The sequence below is a fragment of the Ancylomarina salipaludis genome (genome assembly GCF_004122035.1).
In the GTDB taxonomy this organism is placed as follows: Bacteria; Bacteroidota; Bacteroidia; order Bacteroidales; family Marinifilaceae; genus Ancylomarina; species Ancylomarina salipaludis.
The window spans coordinates 122,315-145,891 of the sequence record NZ_SAXA01000010.1; the positions used below are offsets into that span (position 1 = coordinate 122,315).

General features: G+C 36.1%; 15 protein-coding genes. 9 read left to right on the forward strand and 6 right to left on the reverse strand.

Annotated features, from left to right (window positions below):
* The first annotated feature begins 82 nt into the window (after positions 1–82).
* Positions 83–526: a C-GCAxxG-C-C family protein gene (locus EO244_RS11800; RefSeq protein WP_129254884.1), complete on the forward strand. Its 444-nt coding sequence runs from the start codon at positions 83–85 to the stop codon at positions 524–526.
* Between the two features lie 51 nt (positions 527–577).
* Here EO244_RS11800 and EO244_RS11805 read toward each other — a convergent pair whose 3' ends face one another.
* Entirely contained in the window at positions 578–1,417 is an 840-nt protein-coding gene (locus EO244_RS11805; protein ID WP_164977484.1) for an MBL fold metallo-hydrolase, read from the reverse strand.
* Between the two features lie 567 nt (positions 1,418–1,984).
* Between EO244_RS11805 and EO244_RS11810 the strand changes: the two genes are divergently transcribed.
* Positions 1,985–2,515, forward strand: a complete 531-nt coding sequence (locus EO244_RS11810) for a hypothetical protein (protein ID WP_129254886.1) — start codon at positions 1,985–1,987, stop codon at positions 2,513–2,515.
* 78 nt (positions 2,516–2,593) lie between these two features.
* Positions 2,594–5,005, forward strand: coding sequence for a TonB-dependent receptor plug domain-containing protein (locus tag EO244_RS11815; RefSeq protein WP_129254887.1), 2,412 nt, complete (start codon positions 2,594–2,596; stop codon positions 5,003–5,005).
* A gap of 163 nt (positions 5,006–5,168) precedes the next feature.
* Here EO244_RS11815 and EO244_RS11820 read toward each other — a convergent pair whose 3' ends face one another.
* Both EO244_RS11820 and EO244_RS11825 read right to left on the reverse strand, forming a co-directional pair.
* Positions 5,169–7,601 carry an ABC transporter permease gene (locus EO244_RS11820; protein ID WP_129254888.1) on the reverse strand — a complete coding sequence of 811 codons (2,433 nt, stop codon included), beginning with the start codon at positions 7,599–7,601 and terminating at the stop codon, positions 5,169–5,171.
* Between the two features lie 17 nt (positions 7,602–7,618).
* Positions 7,619–8,317 carry an ABC transporter ATP-binding protein gene (locus tag EO244_RS11825; protein WP_129254889.1) on the reverse strand — a complete coding sequence of 233 codons (699 nt, stop codon included), beginning with the start codon at positions 8,315–8,317 and terminating at the stop codon, positions 7,619–7,621.
* A 250-nt stretch (positions 8,318–8,567) separates the two neighbouring features.
* Here EO244_RS11825 and EO244_RS11830 point away from each other — a divergent pair, with 250 nt between their 5' ends.
* The 3 genes from EO244_RS11830 to EO244_RS11840 all read left to right on the forward strand — a co-directional run bounded on the left by EO244_RS11830 (position 8,568) and on the right by EO244_RS11840 (position 12,714).
* Complete coding sequence (locus tag EO244_RS11830; RefSeq protein WP_129254890.1) at positions 8,568–9,932, forward strand: sigma-54-dependent transcriptional regulator; 1,365 nt, start codon at positions 8,568–8,570, stop codon at positions 9,930–9,932.
* Positions 9,922–11,268 carry a sensor histidine kinase gene (locus tag EO244_RS11835; RefSeq protein ID WP_129254891.1) on the forward strand — a complete coding sequence of 449 codons (1,347 nt, stop codon included), beginning with the start codon at positions 9,922–9,924 and terminating at the stop codon, positions 11,266–11,268. The genes EO244_RS11830 and EO244_RS11835 overlap by 11 nt, the downstream gene beginning before the upstream one ends.
* A gap of 642 nt (positions 11,269–11,910) precedes the next feature.
* Positions 11,911–12,714: a Cof-type HAD-IIB family hydrolase gene (locus EO244_RS11840; protein ID WP_129254892.1), complete on the forward strand. Its 804-nt coding sequence runs from the start codon at positions 11,911–11,913 to the stop codon at positions 12,712–12,714.
* 101 nt (positions 12,715–12,815) lie between these two features.
* Here EO244_RS11840 and EO244_RS11845 read toward each other — a convergent pair whose 3' ends face one another.
* The 3 genes from EO244_RS11845 to EO244_RS11855 all read right to left on the reverse strand — a co-directional run bounded on the left by EO244_RS11845 (position 12,816) and on the right by EO244_RS11855 (position 16,959).
* Positions 12,816–13,532 (reverse strand): hypothetical protein, encoded by a 717-nt coding sequence (locus EO244_RS11845; protein ID WP_129254893.1) that lies wholly within the window; start codon positions 13,530–13,532, stop codon positions 12,816–12,818.
* A gap of 189 nt (positions 13,533–13,721) precedes the next feature.
* Positions 13,722–15,578 (reverse strand): helix-turn-helix domain-containing protein, encoded by a 1,857-nt coding sequence (locus tag EO244_RS11850; protein WP_129254894.1) that lies wholly within the window; start codon positions 15,576–15,578, stop codon positions 13,722–13,724.
* 637 nt (positions 15,579–16,215) lie between these two features.
* Positions 16,216–16,959 carry a slipin family protein gene (locus tag EO244_RS11855; protein WP_129254895.1) on the reverse strand — a complete coding sequence of 248 codons (744 nt, stop codon included), beginning with the start codon at positions 16,957–16,959 and terminating at the stop codon, positions 16,216–16,218.
* Between the two features lie 1,129 nt (positions 16,960–18,088).
* On the opposite strand from EO244_RS11855, the gene EO244_RS11860 reads away from it, so the two are divergent.
* The 3 genes from EO244_RS11860 to EO244_RS11870 all read left to right on the forward strand — a co-directional run bounded on the left by EO244_RS11860 (position 18,089) and on the right by EO244_RS11870 (position 23,387).
* The gene (locus tag EO244_RS11860; RefSeq protein ID WP_129254896.1) at positions 18,089–19,015 is read left to right on the forward strand and encodes a peptidase associated/transthyretin-like domain-containing protein; all 927 of its coding nucleotides are present in this window, start codon (positions 18,089–18,091) and stop codon (positions 19,013–19,015) included.
* 414 nt (positions 19,016–19,429) lie between these two features.
* Positions 19,430–21,448, forward strand: a complete 2,019-nt coding sequence (locus EO244_RS11865) for an AIPR family protein (protein ID WP_129254897.1) — start codon at positions 19,430–19,432, stop codon at positions 21,446–21,448.
* Positions 21,449–21,605: 157 nt separating this feature from the next.
* The gene (locus tag EO244_RS11870) at positions 21,606–23,387 is read left to right on the forward strand and encodes a potassium channel family protein (RefSeq protein WP_129254898.1); all 1,782 of its coding nucleotides are present in this window, start codon (positions 21,606–21,608) and stop codon (positions 23,385–23,387) included.
* The last annotated feature ends 190 nt before the right edge of the window (positions 23,388–23,577 follow it).

Sequence of the window (23,577 nt, forward strand, 5' to 3'; positions counted from 1 at the left end):
ACGTAATAGTGTTATATTTGTCTTCATCCTCCACGATTATATGAGGTAGAATCAAATCATTCGTAAGTAAAAAGATCAACAGATGAAAGAAATTGAAGAAAAAGCCATACACTCCTTTTATAATGGGATGAACTGTGCACAATCTGTATTGACAGCTTATGCTGATCATTTAAACTTTGACCCCGGTTTTGCATTATCTATCGCAAGTGGTTTTGGCGGTGGTATGGGTAAACTTCAGAAAACTTGTGGCGCGGTTACCGGATCTTTTATGGCTTTGGGTATTTATAATAGCCAGAAGCATTTTGAAAATATTGAAGCTCGTAATGCAACCAATGAGATGATTCAAAAATTTACGGTTGATTTCAAAGCACTTCACGGCTCATTAGATTGTAAAGCGCTTTTAGATTGTGATTTTAAGACTGAAGAGGGTGAAAATCGATTTAAGAATATGGATTTGAAGAAAAATGTGTGTTCTAAGTGTATTTCAGATTCCATTAAGTTAGTTGAGGAACTAATCAAGGTCTAAACAGGATAGAATAGGGGTTTTATTGTGAAAAATACATTCTGTTGCTGCTTATTATTTTAAATAATTCCCCGTTACATCATATATAAATGGAATCCCATCAATCACATACATCTCCTTTCTGTTTCCAAACAGTTCGATCTCTTTTCGAGGGCTTGGTTTCGTGTTTTGAAAAGCTTTAAGTGCAAGTCTGATTTTATCCAAATCGGAATAGAGAAGATCTTCATTCCCATGTGCTGCATAAATTTGATAGGATGAATCACAAAGATGAATCAGTTGATTGAGACTATTTTGATATTCTTCGAGATTATTAACCAATAAAAGACCTTTGTAAGCTAAATCGCCTACAAAGAGATAGCTGCCTCTTTTATCAACAATTGTAAACGACCAGGGAGAATGACCGGGTGTATGATAAATACTAATTTTTCTGTTACCCAGATCAAATTCTGTGTTTAAAGGGCATCTCTTTTTTATTTTTAAGATGTATGTTTCAGGGCTTAAACTTTCTTTTTCACTGAGATGAATGCAAGAATCCTGATCTAATCGTGTTTGAAGTGCTGGCAGATCGGGTAGGGCAATTTCAGGAAATGCATTGCTGTTACCTATGTGGTCGAAATGAAAGTGGGAATGTAATAAGGTCACCGGAACTCCAACTAATGAATCGACCAGAGCTTTTATATCACCCGTTTTATTTTCCCCCGATCCTGAATCGAAGAGCAGGGCTTCTTTATCGCCAACAATCAGATAAGAGCTGTTGTTCTGACTACTTTGCTTCTCCCGAATGCGATAGGTTTTATGATCTAATTTTTCTATGGTAAACCAATTATTATCCTTTTTCTGACATGCCGTGCATATTAGAAAAAGCAAAAAGAAAATAAGGCATAATCCCCTCATGAGCATTAAATATTGAGATGAGCTTTAAAGATAATTAAGTTAAGGGAAATTCAAATTTATGCTCTTAATTTACTTGCGGATTCATGACGATGAATAGAGTTGAAATGAATAGTGAGGAATTCGATTATTTCACAGTTGAATATTTAATTTTCTTATTAAGGAAATATTGGCAGGTGTTGTGTATTCAGAATCTCAAGAAGGAGATAGAAAAGGGAAAAACGAATAGGTTTTGGGTTTACATCTAAAAAATGCTGATGATTGTATTTTTTTAGAATGACTACTATTAATAGTATTATTAAAATTGTTAGATTGCGTTTTCTTAAAAAAATAAACATAACTCAAATGAAATGTCATATTACATTAGACCATCAATTGGAGAATGTACTAAAACAAATAGCTGTATCTTATAGATTGCCAGTACTCGTTTTGATTGCCAGAACATGCGGGTTTAGATTGAAGGCACGGTAAAGTAAGAATAGCTAAAATAAACGACTTTGCCTTAAAAAATATGCATCCAAATATCGTAAACATTTGCAAAGCCTTACGACTAAATACAAATTAGAATTAGTGAAAAGTAAGATTATAAGTCTATTTCTTTTTTTCTGTATGCTTGCACCAATTGCAGTAACTTTTACTTGGCTTCATTTTCAAAAAAAACAGGTCCGAAAAGAAGTGAAGTGGAAAATGATTGCTGGTTTGGACAAAGAAGAATTCGTATTACTGAAATTTAGCAAAGCAGAGTCTTTGTCACAGTTGCGGTGGGAGCATTCAAATGAGTTTGAGTACAATAATCAGATGTATGATATTGTAGAGAGGGCTGTTAAAGGGGATACAATCTATTATTGGTGCTGGTGGGATCATGAGGAAACCAGATTAAATAAAAAACTAAACGAACTCGTAGCTTTTGCTTTAGGTAATAATACTGAAAGTAAAGATGCTCAGAAACGACTGGTGAACTTTTTAAAATCTCTTTTTCATCCTGAAACGTCAGTATGGGAGTCTATTGTTTATCAATTTGAACAAAAAAGAACGCCCTATATTTTAAATTATTCATCTGTTTCTTTTCCCCCATTAGTATCACCTCCCGAAATATGCTAAACAAATTATCTTTTTTAGTCTGTTTTCTTCAAAGTTGATGGACTAAATCTATTTGTTTTATATCCAAAAATAAGCTGAATGAAAAAAATATTCATTTTGTGTTTGTTGTTGGGAGTGACTTGTACTGCCTACTCTCAAACAATAAATATTAAAGATCAGGAGACCAATAAGGCTTTGGAATTGGTGACCTTGATAAGTAATAGCCCTAAAACATATGCACTAACAAATGCAAATGGGCAAGCCGATATATCGACTTTTAAGGGATCAGAAAAAATAGAGATTCAGACATTGTGCTATAAGACGGTCGTTACGTCTTATGATGAACTTAAATCGAATGGTTTTGAAGTTCTTCTGGAAGCGTCTAATCTAAATTTAGATGAAGTTGTGATTTCCGGCACACGATGGCGACAGTCTTCGGATAATGTCCCATCAAAAATAATTTCTATTTCATCTAAAGATAATGCATTACAAAATTCGCAAACTGCAGCAGATCTTCTAAGTACATCCGGGAAAGTTTATATTCAAAAAAGTCAGCAAGGTGGTGGAAGTCCTATGATTAGGGGTTTTGCTACAAACAGGCTTTTATATACGGTTGATGGAGTGAGGATGAATACCGCTATTTTTAGGGGGGGGAACATTCAAAATGTGATTAATATTGATCCATTTGCCACTGAAAAGACAGAGGTTCTTTTCGGACCTGGGTCGGTGATTTATGGTAGTGACGCCATTGGGGGGGTGATGAGCTTTCAAACTCTTACACCTCAACTGTCTCTCACCGATAAACCCCTAATTACAGGGAAAGGAGTTACTCGCTATTCGTCTGCAAACAAAGAAAAAACAGGACACTTTGATGTTAATGTCGGATGGAAAAAATGGGCATTTGTAAGCAGTATCAGTTCCTGGGATTATGATGATTTACGCCAGGGGAGTAATGGCCCGGATGATTACTTAAAACCCTATAATGTGCAACGCCAGGATGGAGTCGACAAGGTGATTACCCAAGATGATCCATTATTACAAATACCTACGGCCTACTCACAGATTAATATGATGCAGAAGATTCGTTTTAAACCGAATGAGAATTGGGATTTTCAATATGGTTTTCATTATTCTGAAACTTCACCATATGGTCGTTACGACAGGCATAATAGGATAAAGAAGGGTTTGCCTCGTTATGCTGAATGGAATTATGGTCCGCAAAAATGGATGATGAATAATCTGAATATAACTCATAACGGGAAGAATGCTTTTTATGACCAAATGAGCTTGCGTTTGGCACAGCAATCTTTTGAAGAAAGCAGGATTGACAGATCCTTGAATAAAGCTGAACGAACGACCAATACCGAAAAAGTTGAAGCGTATTCAGTTAATCTTGATTTCACAAAATCCTTAAGCGAAAAAAACACCTTGTTTTATGGCTTAGAGTATGTTAGAGATGATGTAAAATCCAGTGGTGTTTTGGCTGATATCTCAACAGGCGAAAATACCGTCGGGCCTGCGCGTTATCCCAATTCGAACTGGAGTTCTGTTGCGGCCTACATTAACGATGAATTAAAGCTTTCTGATAAATTCTCTATTCAAGCTGGTTTGCGTTACAATCGGTATATTTTGGATGCTGACTTTAGTAATAATTTAGATTTTTATCCATTCCCTTTCACAAAGACTAAAATAAATAGCGATGCTTTAACCGGAAGTTTGGGTGGGGTTTATCGTCCGTCTGAGACCTGGGTGTTGAGTGCTAATTTTGGAACCGGTTTTCGATCTCCCAATGTTGATGATATTGGAAAGATGTTTGATTCTGAACCGGGGGCTGTTACCGTTCCTAATCCTGACTTGAAAGCAGAATATGCCTATAATGTTGATTTGGGGATTGCCAAAGTTATAGGGGGTATTGTAAAAATCGATCTTACCGGCTATTATACTTTTCTGCAAAATGCTTTAGTACGCAGAAATTTCCAACTCAATGGACAAGATAGTATCATGTATGATGGACAAATGAGCCGGGTACAAGCTTTACAAAATGCATCAGTTGCGCATGTATACGGTCTGCAGGCGGGTTTAGAGGTAAAGCTCCCTGCTGGATTTAGTTTTTCGTCAGATCTTAACTATCAGAAAGGGGAAGAAGAAGTGGAAGATGGTTCTACCAGTGCTTCGCGTCATGCAGCTCCACTTTTTGGTATGTCAAGACTAAATTTCAAGGCTAATAACTTGAACTTACAATTTTATGCGGCTTATCAGGGCGAACGTAAATTTGAAGATCTGGCATTGGAAGAACAAGCTAAAGATGAAATTTATGCCAAAGATGCTAATGGAAATAATTATTCTCCTTCGTGGTACACTTTAAATTTTAAGGCAATCTGTGATTTGACAGATAAGTTTGAGCTGTGTGCAGGAATTGAAAATCTGACTGATCAGCGTTATCGTCCATACAGCTCGGGTATTTCAGCTCCCGGAAGGAATTTTATCTTATCGCTACGCTGCAACTTTTAATACAAATAGGTAGAACAATTTTTAATATATTGATAGCAATTTAAAAGATGTATTGCAGGTAAACGTTTTGTTTTTAAATTGTTCAAAGACTAAATTGATAAGAGGACTCTCCAGTATTTAGGAAAGTCCTCTCTGTAATAAAATGTGAAACGGTTTTTAAAATTTACTCGTATTTTAAAGCTTCCACAGGGTTTTGTGTGGCAGCTTTCCAGGTTTGCCAGCTGACTGTTAGTATGGCAATGATTAGTGCCATGACACCGGATACTATAAATATCCACCAGCTAAGTTCAATTCTGTAAGCAAAGTTGCTGAGCCAATCTCTTGCGATATAATAGGCAATGGGGCAAGCAATCAGAAAGGCTACAATCACCCACTGCGTGTATTCTTTTATTAATAGCATCAGTATTTCAAGTGAAGTCGAACCATTAGCTTTACGAATACCAATTTCTTTGGTTTTGTGCTGAATGCTAAATGAAGATAAAGCAAACATCCCCAATACAGATAGAATAATCGATAGAATTGAGAATAGGGTTAAAGCTTTCATCTCTTTGTATTGGTTAAAATAGATTTGCTCATACAAATCATCAACAAACTCATATCTGAAAGGATGATCAGGTGACAGAGTTTCCCATTCTGTTTTTAATGATTGAAGTGCTTCAGCTTTTCTTCGGGGATCAATCTTAGCAATAAAGGTACTGTTGAATAGATTTTTTGAAGCTAAAACCATAGGCTCTTCCTTGGAAAACATATCACCATAGTGCAAATCCCCAATCACAGCAATCACCTTACCTTTTTGAAACAGTTCCGGAGCCATAAAATTGAATTGAAAAGATTTTCCGATGGCATCTTCAGGGTTCTGAATGCCCAGTACTTTTAATGCTGACTGATTTAAAATGTATTTTTCCTGAAAGCCCCCATGCTCTTTAGTATAAGCATTAAGATTCTTTATAAATTCATCTTTGTTTGGATTTTGATCGTGAATTCTAAGGGCAATATTTTCCCATGGTATTGATGACGTAATACCCATATCTAATGAGCCTGCTAGTGGTTTGATATTAAACAGCTTGAAAAAATCTTCTTCAATGGAAAACATATTGAGTTTCTTTTCGACAGTTTTATCAATTCCTTCCATCTCAAAGGGATAAGAAAAGGGTATGTTAAGCCCGGGTTTGTAGAAGGCGGCACTTACATTTCGGATTTCAGAATGTTCTAAAAAGGATTCTTTTAAAACTTCGAATTTGGCAATCATATGATAGGGAACATCCGGCATAATAACAATGGCAGATTTCTCATCTCCGGGATGCAGGTTATTCACCAAGTTGATTTGTTTATGCAGGACAATAGTTGTGATAATGGCAGCAATGGATAGCATAAACTGGAAAAGGAGTGAAGCTACAAACTTCTTTGATCCCTGATAAGGTGAATGAGCCAAGTCTTTGGATACTTTTGTTGTAGCCAATGGCAATAGTGAAGCCAAGGCAAAGATCAGATAAAAGATGAGGCTTATCCATAATAAATCGAAAGCTGAGATGTTCATATTAAAGGATGACGCACTTATGGTATCGAAATTATAAGCCAATAGCCCACCCAAAAGAATGGCAAAACTGATGGGAAGCAGTGAGCGAATAAAAATGATCTGACCCAAATCGACTAAGGAAGCGCCATTGATCATCCGGATTTTAAAATCTTTGAGATCTGTAATAAACTGCACGTAATTTAAATTGGTGTAGTTGATAAAGGCAATCAGAAAAACAATCAGAGCACCTGCAATCAAAATGATTAGAGAGGTCATACTACCATTTGTACTCATTTCATCTGCATTGTGACTGTATAGGTGAATATCTCTTAAGGGCATTAATTGAGAAATTGGGTTAGGTTCACCGTCTTTGGTATTCTTCTTCCAGTATGCATTTATCAAATTCTTAAGAGAGCTTAAGTTTCGTTCTTTTTGTAATAATAGGTATGTGTAGGTATGAAATTGGTTGATATCCTCATTATTATTTATAGAAAATAACAGATCTGCTTTAAAATGTGAGTTGTCTGGAAAGTCATCCATAACACCAGCAACGGTATAGTTGCCCGATTTTGAATACAAGTATTGGACTTGAATATTAATTTCTTTACCAATAGCTTCTTCTGTACCAAAGTAAGCCAGTGCTGTCTTTTTACTAATAACCACCTGATTGGGTTGATTAAATAAATTTGCTCTGTTTCCTCGTAATAATTTATAATCGAAAATTTTGAAGAATTGACTATTGGTGAAAAAAAGCTGCTTGCTTGAAAAATTATTCTTGTCCGCAGTTATAATTGTATTGTCCGGGTGAATAAGACGAACCACTTCTTTAATGTCCGGGAAATTTGTATAAAGAGGAAGGATTAATCTCCCATCTATACCCGATGTTGGTGGTTGTCCTTCTAATTGTTGATCTTCGGTTGTTATACGATAAATATCATCAGCCTTTGAGTGAAAGTTGTCGTAGGAGAGTTCTTTTTTTACGTGGGTGAATATGATAAGGGCAACAGCAAAAGCAAGCCCTATACCTAGGGTGTTGATGCTATACCATTTTTTGTTCTTTAGGATTTGATTCAATATCATGGGTTTGTGGTGTTAGCTTAGTAATTAATCGTAGCGAATTCTTTGGCAGTCTTCTCTGTCATCACTTCACCATCAAACAGGCGAATAACGCGATGTGCAAACTCGGCATCGCGCTCAGAGTGGGTTACCATCACAATGGTTGTACCTTCGCTATTGAGTTCGGTGAGCAGGTTCATCACTTCCAGTCCGGTTTTAGAATCAAGGTTCCCTGTTGGCTCATCGGCAAGCAGAAGTTTTGGGTTGGCTGATACGGCACGGGCAATGGCTACACGTTGTTGCTGTCCTCCTGATAATTGTTGAGGGTAATGGTTCTTGCGATGTCCGATCTTCATGCGGTCGAGAACTTCTAAGACTCTGGCCTTTTTATCAGCCTTGCTGACATTAAGGTAGTTGAGAGGCAATTCCACGTTGCGGAAAACGTTAAGCTCATCAATCAGGTTGAAGCTCTGGAATACAAAATTGATATTGCCCTTACGTATGGCATTGCGCTGACTTTCCTTTTGATTGCCAACTTCCTGCTTGTTAAAATAATAGTTTCCTGAACTTGGACTATCAAGCATGCCTAATATATTGAGTAGGGTTGATTTGCCACAACCCGAAGGTCCCATGATGGCTACAAATTCACCTTCTTTTATTTCGAGATTAATTTCATTGAGTGCGGTGGTCTCAACATCTTCGGTTCGGAATCTTTTGCTTAGGTTTTCAATTTTTATCATGTCAATAATTTTTGTGATACGATTGTTTTATACAGATCTAGTTTACGATCTTATCGTTATGTTCTAAATCAATAATCAATCGGTATGCCACAAGAGTCTATGTGTAGATAATCAGGTGTTTGTTGTTATAAAAGTCTGGAACAGTGCTTTTCGATTGTAAAAAAAATGAAAATGACTGTAAGAATATTTTACACTATGTTGACTGGTTTGCTTCTTATTTTTACATTTGATGAGCTAAAGTTATAAAATTATGTCTACCGTGAAAATCTTAGTTGTTGACGATCAAAAATCTGTTTTAGTAGCCTTGCAACTCTTGCTTCAGGACGAGTTTGATGAGGTGATCACCTTATCTAATCCCAATTGTCTGTTAAGTACACTGGAAAATAAGGCGATTGATATCGTGGTGTTGGATATGAATTTTTCGGCAGGTGTAAATACAGGTAACGAAGGCCTTTATTGGTTGAAAAAAATAATGGAGTACGATCCCAGGCTAAGTGTTATTTTGCTGACGGCTTATGGTGATGTGGAACTGGCTGTTAAAGCCATTAAAATGGGCGCGGTAGATTTTGTTTTGAAACCCTGGGATAACAGAAAGTTGATGACGACCATTCAAACAGCTATTCAGTTGCGGCAATCAAAACAGAAGATCGATCGTTTGGAAGGTGAGAAACAAAGTCTGACCCAGGTTTTGAATCAGAGCAAAACACAAATGATCGGACGTTCAAAAGCGATGCTTCATTTGAACAGGATTATTCAAAAAGTAGCAACTACTAATGTGAATGTTCTCATATTGGGTGAAAATGGAACAGGAAAAGAGTTGATTGCTCGTGAAATTCATGCTCAGTCAGCAAGGCGGGATGCCGCTCTTATTACAGTTGATATGGGTGCCGTATCCGAATCTTTATTCGAAAGTGAGCTGTTTGGGCATGTCAAAGGGGCTTTTACCGATGCTAAATCGGATAAGCCAGGCCGATTCGAATTGGCTTCAGGAGGAACTCTGTTTCTCGATGAGATTGGTAACTTGTCTTTGCCTATGCAAGCTAAACTCCTGTCCGTTTTACAAACCCGTCAACTGATACGTTTAGGAGATAATCAAATCAGAGAGATTGATATTCGTTTGGTTTGTGCTACGAATAAAGATTTGATACAAATGGTTGCTGAGGGTGAATTTCGGGAGGATTTACTTTATCGAATCAACACCATACATATCGATGTGCCGCCTTTGCGTAAACGGGGAGAAGATATTGCCGTTTTGGCTGAGTTTTATTTGCGTAAATACGCTCAAAAGTACGGTAAACCCAAGTTGAGTTTTTCGTCTAAGACTTTAGATAAGCTAATGCAATATGATTGGCCGGGTAATGTGAGAGAATTGCAGCATACCATAGAAAAGGCGGTGATTCTGACTGATAATAACAAACTGATGGCTGATGAGTTTCTTTTTTATCAAGCCCCTAAAGGGAGTGGGAAATATAAAGCAAGCAGTCTGGCCGATATGGAAAAGGAAATGATTGCTTTGGCCCTTGAGCATCACGAGGGGAATTTGAGTCGTATTGCCAATGAATTGGGGGTGACCCGTCCCACACTCTACAATAAACTAAAGAAGTATGATCTATAAGAAACTTTTTGTGCGAATAGTCTTGAGACTCAGTCTTATTGTGCTTCTTTCTGTTTCTATGGGCTGGTTCCTATGGATGAGTGCTTATCCAATTTTGGCTTTTGTCCCATTGGTTCTGATTCTTTATTTGCTTTACCGTTTGATTCACGACTTGAATTCAACCAATAGATTACTGAGTCAATTTTTTCTGGCGGTAAAAAATGACGAAACGGCACTCAATCTACAGCATAATGGTGAAGGAAAATCTTTCGATGCTTTGCGAGACAGCATGCAAGGTGTGAATCAGATTATTAAAGATCTGCGCATGAAATACCAACAGAAGGAGATTGTAAGTGATGCCATTATAGAGAATGCAGCTGTGGGTATCCTAACCTTTAATTCTCAGGGCATGGTTGAGGGGATCAACCGAAAGGGACGAGAGCTTTTAGGGGTGCATCATTTGGTGAGTATAAAAGCGCTGATGAAAACAGATCCGAATTTAGTCGCACTTTTTCAGGGGATAAAAGCGGGAGAAAGTCGGGTCTTAAAAACGCAAGTCAAACAGAAAACTTTACACTTACTCGTTTCCTGCACTTGTATCAAGCTTGATAATGAAAACTGGAAACTACTCTCTTTTACCGATATTAAAAGTGAGATGGATGCCACAGAGCTGGAGTCCTGGCAGCGTTTAATATCTGTTTTAACGCATGAGATTATGAATTCCATTGCGCCTTTGACCTCGCTTTCAGAAACGCTTGTTCAAACCTATTCACAGATTGATGCTGAAACTGTTATTGGAGAGAAAAACTTATCTAAAACCCGGCTTGGTCTGCAAGTGATTCAGGAACAAGGTGAAGGTTTGATGCACTTTGTAGATAACTACCGTCAATTGACCCGAATACCCAAACCTCAATTAAAAAAGGTGAGTCTAAAGCATCTGTTTGAGCATGTTAAAGCTTTGCTTGCTTTGGATGATGATATAAGAATTGATTACCACTTTTCCATTAAAGAAGATAATCTGTCAATAGAAGCTGATGAAAAACTCATGGTACAGGTTTTGGTTAATTTGATTCAGAATGCGCAACATGCCATTACCGATAGGGGGATAATACAGGTACTTGCCTGCAGAGGCAACGAGGGAAACACTTTGATAAAAATAATTGATAATGGTATGGGAATCAAAGCTGAAGATATCAAGAATATTTTTGTGCCTTTTTTCACAACCCGGGAGAATGGTTCAGGTATTGGTTTGAGTATTACTCGACAAATTATGCGTTTGCATCAGGCTAAAATTTCACTGGAGTCTGTTTATGGTGAGGGCTGCAAAGTAGAACTTAGTTTTCCGGCGTATAGTTGATCATGATTCAGAGCACAAAAAAATAAATATTTTAGATCCTAACGCAACCTTTTTGCAATCCTGTCATCTAACTTAAAGTTAAAAATACTTGTATTTGTTTTTGTCCAAAACGACAAGGCTTAGTTAAAAAAAACTTTTCGTGTTGATGCATCTAATATGATGTATTATGAAGCCTGAGAAGGATTTTTTTGTATCTGTTTTAATGGGGTTAAAATAGGTCGGGTGTGGTTGAAAGGCTGCACCTTTTTTTGTTGTATCCTTTTATGTGTTTTTCAAAAGGCACAGGTGTTTTTGCTGTTAAATCGATAATTGTTTATACTTTCGCAGGCTGAAAATTGAAAGCCATATGGCGCTATCCCTTAAGGAAATTGCTTGCGATTTCTAAAATCAGTTTTTCCATATAAGATAATAATCGATTTGTGTAGGAGAGAGGGGAAGAATGGAGAGATAAAAAGTAGTTATTCCCGAAATTTTATCAAACAGAATCACGACGATCTATATGCATAGATCGGGATTGCCTGTGGTTATTAAGAATGTCCTCCGGACAGATGAAAGATTCCTAACAGGCAACAGTGATACACAGGGGGATGATGATGGGCTCATGCTAAGTTTCATATGGCAAAAACAGAAAATTATAAACAGATGAGATATAAAATGTTGGTGCTTGATCTTGACGACACGCTTTTGTGTGATGATCACAGCATATCAGATAGAAACAAAGAAATGCTGATGAAAGCACAGGAGCAAGGTGTTTATGTCGTTTTGGCTTCAGGTCGTCCAACGCCTGCTATGCTTCAGTATGCCGAAGAGCTTGATTTAAAAAAATACGGTTCCTATATCATTTCTTACAATGGAGCGGTGATTACCGATTTAACTCAGCAGACAAATATTTTTGAGCAGAGCCTTTCTCAAGAGCAGATACACAGTTTGCACGATTTTAGTATGGCGAATAATGTGGATATCATCACCTATACTTCGGATAGTATCATCAGTGAATCAATTTCGAAATACATTGATGTTGAGATTGAACTAACACAGATGAAATTCAATAAAGTAGATTGCTTTAAGACCGCTGTGACCGGATCGGCAATTAAATGTCTGTTGTTGCAGGAACCTGAATATCTGAAAACTGTTGAAGCCAAATTGAAGAAAGAGAAACCCAATGAGAGTGTCGCTCTTTCGAAACCTTTTTTCCTTGAGGTGATGCCACAGGGAATCGACAAGGCAGCAAGTATTGCGCGTTTAGCTGAAAAATTAGGCATTAGTCGTGAGGAGATTATTGCAGTAGGCAATGCAGGCAACGACTTAAGCATGGTGGAATATGCGGGCTTGGGCGTTTGGGTCGATAATGTGACGCCAGAGCTTCGCGATCGCGCTGATGTTATTGTGGCTTCCAATAATGATCATGGCGTTGCCGAAGTGGTTGAAAAATATATTTTGGTTTAAAAGGAAATTCGTAAGCAGTATAGATTTATAAGAGCATAAGAAAAGCGAGACCATAGAGGTTTCGCTTTTCTTTTTACAGAGAATTTATGTCTGTGTATCAACTAATCTCTCAATTTGTATTTTCCCAAACCAGGTCCCATAGGGCTATTAAACGAAGGCCACATATCGGGTGGAGTAGCACCTGTGTTAACAACCTGAATTAAGGCTAAATTTGGCCACATATAATAATAACCAATAAATTCGCCCGGATCACCTTCTGAATACCATTCGCCATAGCCAATACTACCATCGGGATTTGTGATAATATTCTCCAAATGATCAGAGGAATTTACTGCAACCATCTTTTGATATTGCGACCATCTTGACTCCCCTTCTCCCATTCTGTAGTTAAAGGTAATCCAAGCATCCGTATCTAACCAGGTTTCGGGGTAAACGCCTTCGCTTGAGATCAAAGCCTCATTCCAATGCATCACCACGGTCATTTCTCTAAAATACCAGAAAAAATAGTTGGCTATATCAGGATATTGCTCCAAATATAAATCGGGATCACCCATGTAGGGATCCCAATGATAATATTCTGCCAAAGGGTCAATATTATCACCCACTATGGCATTTAGAAGGTATCCCCTAAAAGTGTGTGCGCTCCAGTTGTAACCATAGCTGTCGAAACCTTTGTTCGAGGCACTTTTTAGACTGTTGTCTATAGCTTCCTTATCCGATTTCAACGGTAAAGATTCATCTGATACCTCCTTATTGCATGAGGTAAAACCTGACGCAAGCAAACACAAAATGCCTGCAAATAAAAATAGATTTTTCATAGTCATAGTGTTTAAATTTTGTTCTGTCAATTTCGGAAATTAAGCTATTGAAGGCATATCAACGTTGGTGTAAGTCATTCAACTTTTTAAGCATTAATGGTAATTATCAAGCAAATTTGTTAGGATCGTGCATTTTACTTTTGGTTTGTTAAAAAAACCTTGTTCTTTTTTGAAGTAAATGCTAAAGCTTTAGGATGGAATATGCACACCCAGTTTATGGGCTAAAGCCATAAACCTTGCTTGCTTATATAAGGGCTTGAAATGAGGTTTAAGTAGCACAAGAGGTAAATCTTCATTTTTATTTTTGTAAGCCATTTCAAGATAGTCCATTGCTTCCGAATCTTCGTTAAGGAACATGTGTACTTGTGCAATTACAGTTGGGTTAGAGCAATACTGTGGCGATTGGCTTGTTGCTTTTTTCAGCCAGTAACGTAAGGACTGTTCACAGCTTAATGTGTTGAATTGTTGGGCAATAGAATCATTGCCCATAATGAATTGTAATTTCAGCCACGATTTCATGGCCTTTTCTTTTTGTCCGGAAATAAATTGAACGTAGCCCAATCCATCCCAGGCAAATCCATCGTTTGGAAAAAGCTCTATGACTTTTTTGTATTCTGCAATTGATTTTTCATATCTACCGGATATACAATAGCGTTCAGCAAGCAGACATCCGGTTCTCGGATTCAAGGGATCGAGTTGTTGTGCCAGTAGGGCTTCCTTCAATGCCTTTTTTAATTCCCCGTTGATTAGGAAATAGTCTGAAAGGAGGAGGTGACCACGAGAATTATTGGGATTTAGTTTTAAGCCCCTTTCGGCCATCTTTTTCATGTTTTCCCAATCCCAATCTAATTTTCTGGCGATGTTCCCTTTTGTAATAAAATTAAGTGCTGAAGACTGATCCAGTTCCAAAGCTTTATTTATGGCAATTCGGCATTTTTCCCGATGTGTAATCTTCTCTTTTTTATCGCGTATTAATTTGTTATGTGCGATATAGGCTTCAGCAAGGCTTGCGTATGCCGGAGCAAAGCTTGAATCTAATTTTATTGATTCTTCAAGATATTGAATCGAGCGTAATACTGAACCTGTGTTATTCTGCTGCAATAAATACCGTCCCCTTAAATAGAGATCATAGGCATGTGGCTTTATTTTTTTATGCTGATCAGAAGACTTGTCAGGGAAAATGGCCAGATTAATTTCATGTGCCATTTCATTTGATATTTGGGTAACCAATTGAAGAATATCATCAAACTTCCGATCGTAACTACTTGACCAGATATGTTGCTCGGTGGGTGAAGGCGCTATGAGTTGAACAACCACTCTTAGGCTATCTTTGCTGTAAATTAGCGAGCCCTCTAGCAGTAGATTCACACCAAGCTGCTTTGCAATATTCGAACTGAGTTCTTTTTCACCTTTATATCGCATTGCTGAGGTTCTTGAAATAACTCTTAATGCTTTCCTTCTTGATAACTCCAGTGTGATTGCTTCGGTTATGCCATCGGCTAAATAATCCCGGGTTTTATTTTCGGATAGATTCAGAAAAGGGAGTACAGCAATTGAGGGGGATTGATTATTAGACTGAGCGCCAGGGATGATGTCATTACCGTAAACAATAATAATCAGAATGATGGCGACTAATGAAACAATCGTAACAGTGAGTTTTAATGAGTAAATAGGGAAGTTACTTTTGTGATGATTAAGCCTAAATATCTCTTTAGGTATTTCAACTTGTTTATCTTTGAATTCACCCGGGGTAAGTTTGTAAAATTGATGGAAACATTTGTTAAAATACGATGGGCTGTTGAATCCAACCTGAAAGGATATTTCAGATGCTGTATAATGCCCTTCTTGAATTAGCTTAGCAGCTTCTTTTAAACGAATTTCTCTTAAAAGTTGATTGGTCGATTTTCCTGTAGTCGATTTAATTTTCCTGAGTAATTGAGATCTGCTGAGCCCTATTTCAGAAGCGAGTTGGCTTACTCCAAAGTGTTCGTCATTCAGATTCTTAAGAATAATTTCTTCGACCTTATTTATAAAAGATTCATACATGCGAACATCGATATCAGAAATTGATTATTCTGTAATTTACAACTTTTTTTGCTCAAAACTTATTCTACCGGTTCACCTTTACAGGAGTATATCTCTTTATAAGATGAATGATTATTTGTTTTAATTGGGGCGGAATTAGCCAGGAGGGTGTCCAAAAAGTAATTATTCCACCCTAAAAATGAAATTCGGTTTTACCCTTGCTCCAAAAGGGTTCTGAATTTCGGCGACTTCCCTTTTGGGAATTTAAGAGTAACAGTCGTTAATCAGTTTAAGATTCTACTTTTGGGACATCCTCTTTTTATAATCTATCTTTACCAATACTAAAAGCCTGCTGATGGCTTAATTCACTAAAAAAGAATAGTATAGTGGGGAGGATGACTTTGATATTAATATTGAATGATTAGAGATTTCAGGACTTATAAAGCGACTTTTAATATGGGGATTCATTAATATATAGTGTTTTTGCGTCCTATTGATTAATGCATAAGAAAAGCGAGACCTTTGAGGTTTCGCTTTTTATTTTTTAATTAGGTTTAACTTATTTATCGTCATGTTCTGACTATAAGGAAGCTGAAAATGTTACGGTATGACTTAACTTATTGCCCACTTTTTTGTTGCAAGCCCAAAGCAATTCCCATTACTCATCCGTTTTCGTATTCCTTGGCAAAACCTCCTCCGGGAATGGGAAAAGGATGGTTGAGTTCTTTTCTGAGGCAATATTGGCCAGGGTTTGATAAAGTCTTAGCTTAATGGCAGAAGGCGATTTGTCGATAAGTTTACCAGCGGCCAATAAATTTTCAGCAGCCTGTTCCTCAGCCAGAGCAAGAATGATTCGAGCCCGGCGTGAACGCTCAGCTTCTGCCTGATTGGCCATCATTCGTTTCATGTTTTCAGGTAACTGAATATCTTTAATCTTCACATCGATAATGACAATACCCCATGCTTCGGTTTCCTGTTCAACAATGTGTTTGATGTTTTTTCCCATCTCCTCGCGTTTCGACAGGATGGTGTCCAGCTCAACTTTACCACAGACATCCCTTAGTGCGGCCTGAGCCAGTTGCATAATGGCAAATTTGTATTCTTCAACTTCCAATATAGCTTTTTCGGGATCATCGATTTTAAAAAAGACAACCCCATCAATCCGACAAGGGACATTGTCCTCAGTCATCACTTCCTGTGAGTCGATATTGATGGTAATGACTCGAATATCAACAATCTGAATCGTTTCTACCAAAGGGATAATCCACCTAAAACCTGGTTGTAGTAGCTTGATGTATTTCCCAAATCGAAATTTTAAGGCCCTTTTGTATTCGAAGATGATTCGGATACCACTCAATAAAAAAACAATAAAACCAAGGCTGAAAAGTAACAGAGCATTCATAAGATTTGTTTTTAAATGATTGATAATCTTGTTGTAAGAATTAAGCTTACTTATATAAATTTACGAAAAACAGCGAGTTGGAGCAAAAATTAGTTTGGTTTACATAGCGAGTATTTTTTGAGCCTAATCGTTTTGTCTTTATAGAGAGGAGTAGAATGATTCTTCCATATTAATTGAATTTTGATTTTTTGATGAGCTTCAATTCAGTCTTTAATAATGGTTCTTATCTTTATTTTTAGGTTTGTATCGTTTAAAATTATGTATTGGGTGAAAAAAATGATACATCCAATTTGTTTAGAAATACTGTGTAAAATCAGTCTTTTTATTTTGATTTGAATAGGTGTTTTTGTGTGATGAATGGCATATTTTTGATGTTAAGAGTCATTTTTATTTGGAGTTTAAAGAAATTATTCTTTAACTTAGGTCTACAATTCAACCACCACGGTGGACTTGCTTACAGATTATAAGATGAAGTTTTGCTCTGTAAGTTGCTCTCTAAATACTTTAGAAACGTTATTCAAAGTATTTCCTATTTGCTGAGTCACTCCCCTCGACAATGTTCGTTGTCAGCAATATTCCTAAGTCTTATTTTATCGAAATGGATGCTGTTAAGCTGACTTTATCTGCTTGATGCTTTTCAGAAAAAACAAAATGCAATTCAGAAAGAACTTTAAGCTTTGCAATGAGAACGAAATTGAATTCGAGAGTTGCTAAATGCTATTCGAAGAAAGCAAAATCAAATTCGAAAGGCATAAAAAGCAATTCGAAAGCAGCTAAATGCTTTTCAATAAGATGAAAATTCAATTCGAAAGCAACGAAATGCCTTTCGAAAAGAAGAAAATCAGATTCATTAACATCAAAATGACTTTCGAAGCATGCAGAATAGAATTCAATGAGAACTAAATGGTTCTCAATAAATGCTAAATCTTTTGAAAAATAGCGGATACTTATAAACGGTTAAATGTACAGAATCTTCTGAATAAAAGACTTTTGTGGAAAATTAGAACACAATTTACATACATGAACAATCAATACAAATTAATTTTTTCTATTATGAATCAGCAGTGAGATTCAATCCCCCCAAGAGGTGTTTATTCTATAGAATTTTACTGCGCTAAAAAACTTAGTGATGAATACGTATAACAATTTAAAGCTGGATTCTTATGCGGAAACGAATAAGACGTTGACTGAGAATCAGTTTCGGTACGAAACCAATGTGACGACTAAAGCGCAAGCTGATAGGTTCGGAATTTCGTTAAGCAGGCTTTTGAGCCTGAGGGAAAAAATTGACCAACCCACAGTTTGGTTAACTGAGGTAAAGGCGGGTTTAAAAAAGATATTAATTAATAAGCTTTATCCTTTTTCAAATGCGCTGGTTTGCTTTGCCAATAGCAAACTGGATGTAAAAATGTTGGTTTTGGTGAATACATCAAAATCGAAATTGCAACGTGAAAAAGAAGTTGATTTTATTGCATTTACCAATCAGTGTATTGAACTAGCTAAGGCAAACCTGACTGAACTGGCTGCCTTTTCAATTACCGAAAGCAGCCTTGCAGACCTGGAGTCCGTTTTTAATGCTTATACACAAAGCCGTTCGGATCAGATTCTGATGAAGAAAGATATGAAAGAAGCGCAAGAGAGTTTTACCGAGCTTATGAAAGAAACCAATAGCCTATTGAATAAAGAGCTCGATCGCAGTATTGAAAACTTACGCGCGACCGAGCCTGAATTTGTCAATCATTATTTTGCGACACGACAAAAAGCCAAAGGTGTTCATTATTCTTACGATCTGATTGGCTATTTAACCGATCAGGCAACAAATCAACCTGTTTCATTAGGTTCTGTAAAGGTTGAAGGACTTGATATGGAGACTGAGATTACCAGTAAAGGGACCTTTAGATTTAAAACTTTCCCTGCGGGCGAGCAACGACTCATAATTGAGAACATCAACTATAAAACCCTTTATGTCCCAATTAGGCGATATGCTTCGGAGAAAAGAAGACTGAATTTAAAAATGGAGGCTATTCCTTTAGAAATTCCTTTGCCAGTGGAATAAATTTTAAGAAAAATCTGTTTGTTTTATTCAGAGTGGTGGTTTATTCTGATAAAATGAGCAGAACTAAGCTGTGGTAGGAGTGCCACAGCTTTTTTTATGGGAACTAAGCTTATCGCAGGATGGCAAAGTGCGTACGCACAAACTAGATGGATGGTTATATCTTCCTAAAGGACTATTCATAATTATATAGACCTATTCTATTTTATGTATGGCTAATGTTTTACTTTAGCCTGATTTATTGTTTGCTTTCTAATTTTCATAAATTTGGTAGGCTTTATTATCTCTTAAAATAATAGAAGACCATAAACCTGTACAATACATCTCTTGATTGGAAATATATGACAGGTTTTATGAATACATAAATAAGTTAGCTGTAATGTTAGTAACATCCACTAAATAATTGAAATTCATAATATGGCAAAAAATGATAAAATATTAATAGATGGAATAATAGATGATAGATTAGAGCTTAAAATTCCATCCGACAAAAGAGACGAAGTATTTGAGTTTTTTGTCTTTGAACAATTACTAAAAGACTATGATTTATCAAAAGATGAAATCAATTTTGGAATTGTCGATGGAAGAAATGATGGAGGAATAGATGGTTTCTATATTTTCATTAATGGCCACGCATTAACGGACACAGACAAATTTATTTGGCCTAAATCAGGTTCCATCCTTGAAATATGGATTATAACATGTAAACATCATGATACATTTAAACAAGCTCCACTCGATAATTTAGTGGCAAGTCTTTCAGAACTCTTTGATTTATCTGTTGAAAACGAAAATTTGAAAGGAGATTATTCTGAAGAATTGTTACTTCAAAGGGATAACTTCAAAATAGCGTACAGAAAAACATCTTCCAAATTAACTAGCTTTAAATTAAGTTTTTATTATGCATCAAGAGGAAATACAGAAGAAATTGGTGAATCAATTATATCGAGGGCAAAGCAATTAGAACAAGTATCAACGGATTGTTTTGGTAACTGTTTGTCTAGTTTTTATTTTTATGGTTCAACTGAGTTGATAGAACTATTTAGGAAAAAACCAAACTTCACACTTGAACTTCCTTTCTCTGACTATTTATCCAGTGGAGAAACATATATTCTGCTCGCCAAACTAAAGGACTATTATCAATTTATTACTGACCAAAATAAACTTAGACGTTATCTATTTGATTCGAACGTTCGTGATTTTATGGGATTAAATAGGGTTAATGAAGATATCAGAAACACACTCCATAATGAGAACTCACCTGATTTTTGGTGGCTAAATAATGGGATTACAATATTAGCTACAAATGCTGTAATTATAGGAAAATCGATTCAAATTGAAGATATCCAAATTGTAAATGGACTTCAAACTTCTGAATCATTGCATAGATATTTCAGCGAAGGTGGACTTGATAAAAATAATCGTTCAGTTTTAGTAAAAGTAATTGTTTCAAAAAATACAGAGAATCGTGATGAAATAATTAGAGCAACAAATAATCAAACAACTGTTGAGCTTGCTGCCCTACATGCGACTGATAAGATTCAACGGGATATTGAAGATGCTCTTAAACTAAATGATTTTTATTATGAAAGAAGAACAAATTTTTACAAAAATCAAGGTATTACGCCTGATAAAATTCTAACACCGCTTTACCTTGCTTCTGGTTTTGTTAATTTAATTCTCAAATCCCCGGAACAAGCAACAAATCTGAGAGCAAGATTTATGAGAAATGAAGAATCATATAATAAGGTTTTTTCCAATAAAACTGATTTGCAAGTTTGGCATAGAATTGCAACAATTCTTAAACAAACAGATAAATTCATTGAAACGAAACGGCCAAATTCGAATAGTTCAAGTGAACATTTTTTGAAAAACAGGAGACATCTTCTAAGTTTTTTGGTTGTGAGTAGTTTAATTGGGGACTTTAACTTTAATGTAAATGACTTAGTCCGATTAGATTTGAACAAGCTTACATTAGATGAGTTTGAGAAGTCTTGGACACTTTTAATATTAGAAATGCCTGTTCAATTTACTCGGTCAAAAATAAAAAAAGGCGTATTTATATCTCTTTGTAAAACTTTTAGCAATAAATATAATATTTCTGGTATTGAACGTATTTCAAAAACATTTACAAATCCAGTACCACACAAAACCAATAGAAGGAGAAACTATAGACCTAAGACTGAATTAACAGAAGAATTTATTAATCAAGTTGAGATGTTGTTTCCAAAACAACCTTGGAAACCTGGAACTCATAAAGAAGTAGCTCTAAAATTGGATTGTAGTGAGAAAGATATTTACGCAGCAACAAACATACTTATTGAGCAAGAAAGAATATATAGACAAAAAGATGGTGTCTTATTTGACAAAGGCGGTAATATCATTGAGATTGATAAAGAACGTGTAGATATAAAGACTATGAAACTAAAAGAATAAAACACTACAGCTAACACGTGGTATAAGGCATGGCTGGGTTTGTGCGGATTCGACAAGTCGAATCTCGTCCTAACCTCAGTTTCGGTCGGACACTCAGACTCTCGTCTGACCGCCACGACCTCATACCACCACCGTTGTGCCAATAAAGATGAATGATATGAATAATATAAATAAGGCAACAAAAATTCTTTTCATAATTTTACTATGTAATATTACTTTTTCAACTCATTTATTTTCTCAGAACAAGTACAAAAGAAAAATATCCATCACTGAATGGATTGAGGAAATGGAGAAATGCAAAGACAAGGAATATGTATTAGAAGATACTGAAATTTTTTATGATGGAAGTAAAGATTCATTGTATTCTCCTTTGCTCCCCAGATTCATCAAGCCTTCAGATAAGGATAAAAAAAGAGAAAAAACAATATTTCCACCAATTAGAATTATAAATTGTAAACTACCGAATAACAAAACCTGTCAAGTCAGAAATATAATTTTTCAGAATAATATCACTTTTGTTAGATGTGAGGGAGCTGGTCAACTCATTTTTTATAATTGCACATTTAAGCGAGGGATGGACTTTCTTCAGTCAAATTTGGGAACCTTACAATTTAGTTATTGCTCTATATTACAAAGAACTGTCGTTATTGAATTACAGATTAGTGTTCTTTCATTTAGTAATTGTTCACTATATACTGATCACAGTATTATACAAAAACGTTACGGATTTGAAAAAGAAAATCAATCTTATCAGTATTTATTCAGGATTAATCAGAATGAAAAAAAAATAAATGCATTTACTTTGTACGATTGCAAAATATTGCCCACTGAAGTGATGCCAATACTATATTTTAAAGGTGGGAAATATGATGTTATTCAATTTCAAGGGATCGATTTTTCCAACAGTATTGTGGACTTTACAGCCTGTTCAGTAAAGGAAAATCTTATGGTTCGCAATTGTAAGTTTAAGCAGCCCTTTGGAATGTATCAGTTTAATTTTCCAAAAGACAATACCTCTTTTAATTGGAACCAAATAGATTCGGTAGGTCTTGGATTGTATGGGAATTATGCACAAGCACCCTACACCCATAAAACAGATACCTTAATTTCAAATGTTTACAATTTCAACGAACTAAACAGCTCCTATCGAAAGTTTTATTCGATGTATCGCACTCAGGGCGATATGGAATCGGCCAACGCTTGTTATAAACAGTTGAAAGACATGGAAACTGTGAAATATCACCATTTGTACCAACTTGATCGAAGTACCAATACATGGTTCAATTGGCGGTTTAACCAATTCCTAAAATATTTCTCTGAATATGGTACCAATCCGGTACAATCATTGATCATTTCAATGTGGGTCATTCTTATTTTCGCTGGGGTGTACTTCTTTTTTTACAGCGATTGGGATGGCATAAATCGAGCATTTTTAATTAAAAAGCATAGAACGATTATGCAATATTTCAGCTCGGAACAAAGATTGGAAGATTTTTATACCGAGAACTATATTGAAGATTTTAAGACTTTTTCGGAGTATAAAAATGAAATGAAAGAGAGCAAGGTTCTTGTCCCATTGTTCATTGTTTTGCTCGGAAAGCCATTGTATTTGTTTTCAGTAATCAAATATAAAATTGTAAGCTTTATTTACCGAAGAACAGAGATACTTCAGGGGCGATGGATAGACCTGAAATCTGCACGTAAAGTGTTTGTAGGTGTTACAGTGGTTATATCTGTGTTAATTTACCTTATTTACCTTGGATTAATTCGTGCACTTAATTCTGTAACACTAAGCATTAATTCTTTTTCAACACTTGGCTTTGGGGCAATACCTGTAAAGGGTGCATCACGATACATTACTATAATTGAAGGGTTTTTAGGCTGGTTTCTATTGAGTATTTTTAGTGTATCACTAATAAGTCAAATGTTACAGAATTAGAAAACGCTTATATGGCTTGAATAAAGAGTACATGTTGTTTGTAGTGGTTTTGTGAATTGTTGCTCGTAGTATGAATATCTCTTCTTTGATGCGCAATTTCATTGTGTTTCACAAATGCCTCAGAATATAATCGCGAATCTAGGGGGATATTTTAAAGGCGAGGTATTCTCCCGATTAATAGGAAGGCTAG

Excerpts from the sequence above, each read along its gene's own strand:
- EO244_RS11800 (WP_129254884.1), top strand. The coding sequence starts at position 83 with ATGAAAGAAATTGAAGAAAAAGCCATACACTCCTTTTATAATGGGATG.
- EO244_RS11805 (WP_164977484.1), bottom strand. The coding sequence starts at position 1,417 with ATGAGGGGATTATGCCTTATTTTCTTTTTGCTTTTTCTAATATGCACG.
- EO244_RS11815 (WP_129254887.1), top strand. The coding sequence starts at position 2,594 with ATGAAAAAAATATTCATTTTGTGTTTGTTGTTGGGAGTGACTTGTACT.
- EO244_RS11820 (WP_129254888.1), bottom strand. The coding sequence starts at position 7,601 with ATGATATTGAATCAAATCCTAAAGAACAAAAAATGGTATAGCATCAAC.
- EO244_RS11825 (WP_129254889.1), bottom strand. The coding sequence starts at position 8,317 with ATGATAAAAATTGAAAACCTAAGCAAAAGATTCCGAACCGAAGATGTT.
- EO244_RS11830 (WP_129254890.1), top strand. The coding sequence starts at position 8,568 with ATGTCTACCGTGAAAATCTTAGTTGTTGACGATCAAAAATCTGTTTTA.
- EO244_RS11835 (WP_129254891.1), top strand. The coding sequence starts at position 9,922 with ATGATCTATAAGAAACTTTTTGTGCGAATAGTCTTGAGACTCAGTCTT.
- EO244_RS11840 (WP_129254892.1), top strand. The coding sequence starts at position 11,911 with ATGAGATATAAAATGTTGGTGCTTGATCTTGACGACACGCTTTTGTGT.
- EO244_RS11845 (WP_129254893.1), bottom strand. The coding sequence starts at position 13,532 with ATGAAAAATCTATTTTTATTTGCAGGCATTTTGTGTTTGCTTGCGTCA.
- EO244_RS11850 (WP_129254894.1), bottom strand. The coding sequence starts at position 15,578 with ATGTATGAATCTTTTATAAATAAGGTCGAAGAAATTATTCTTAAGAAT.
- EO244_RS11855 (WP_129254895.1), bottom strand. The coding sequence starts at position 16,959 with ATGAATGCTCTGTTACTTTTCAGCCTTGGTTTTATTGTTTTTTTATTG.
- EO244_RS11860 (WP_129254896.1), top strand. The coding sequence starts at position 18,089 with ATGAATACGTATAACAATTTAAAGCTGGATTCTTATGCGGAAACGAAT.
- EO244_RS11865 (WP_129254897.1), top strand. The coding sequence starts at position 19,430 with ATGGCAAAAAATGATAAAATATTAATAGATGGAATAATAGATGATAGA.
- EO244_RS11870 (WP_129254898.1), top strand. The coding sequence starts at position 21,606 with ATGAATAATATAAATAAGGCAACAAAAATTCTTTTCATAATTTTACTA.